The organism is Paenibacillus senegalensis JC66, assembly GCF_000285515.1.
Taxonomy (GTDB): Bacteria; Bacillota; Bacilli; order Paenibacillales; family NBRC-103111; genus Paenibacillus_L; species Paenibacillus_L senegalensis.
On the sequence record NZ_CAES01000135.1, the window covers coordinates 1 to 974 of the forward strand.

Here is a 974-nt window from a genome sequence, read left to right on the forward strand (position 1 = left end):
TTTCTTGTTGCTGCTTCTTCTGCCATTCCCAGTATTCCTGCATGTCCAGATACGTCTTCTGACCTGCCCATTTCTCATCGAGCTCCATGAGGACGGCCCCCATTAAGCGCATCACGGATTCACGGTTGGGAAAGATCCGAATCACCCGTTCCCGCCGGCGCACCTCTTCGTTGAGTCGCTCTACGCAGTTGGTTGTCCGAAGGCGACGGCGATACTTTTCCGGCAAGGGGATGACGGCCATGGCGTCCTCAAATCCATTCTCCAACCTTTCCATGGCCTTCTCAGCCGTTTCCTCATATTTCTCTAAGATTTGCTCCAGGAGAAGTCGTGCCGCCTTCATATCGGTGGCATGGAAGAGCGCTTTGATGCTGTCGCTCATCTCCGACTTCATCGCTTTTGGCGTCACGTCTAAGATATTGCGAAGGAAGTGGGCTTGACATCGTTGCCAGGTCGCCCCTTGGAAATAGTGCCGTACCGCCTTGACCAGCCCCCCGTGATCATCCGATACCACCAGGTCCGTTCCTCGCAACCCACGGGCTTTCAGCCAGTGGAAAAATTGGCCCCAGGTTTCCTCGGTTTCGGTGTCCCCCGTCTTCATGCCGATCACTTCCCGCTGTCCATCTGCGTTGACACCCACAGCAAGCAGTACACCACAAGATCGGACCCGACCGTGTTCCCTTACTTTCACATACATGGCATCCACCAGGACAAACGGATAGGTCGTATCGAGCAAGGAGCGCTCATTCCACTCGGTCACAATTGGATCGAGTCGTTTGCATAAATCGGAGATGGTTGATTTCGAAAACTCCGTACCGCATAGCTCTTCGGTGATCTGTTTCACTTTCCGTGTCGATACTCCGTTGACGACCATTTCCATCAAGGCCAAGACCAGGGCTTGTTCACTGCGTTGATATCGGGCAAATAAGTCTGTGGAAAACTTCCCGTCCCGCATTCTGGGGACGCGCAGGGTCAAC

General features: G+C 53.9%; 1 protein-coding gene. It reads right to left on the reverse strand.

Annotation, left to right across the window (positions count from 1 at the left end):
- Positions 1–974, reverse strand: a 974-nt coding sequence (locus PSHG_RS25990; protein ID WP_042120962.1) for an IS256 family transposase, incomplete at both ends; no start/stop codon positions are given.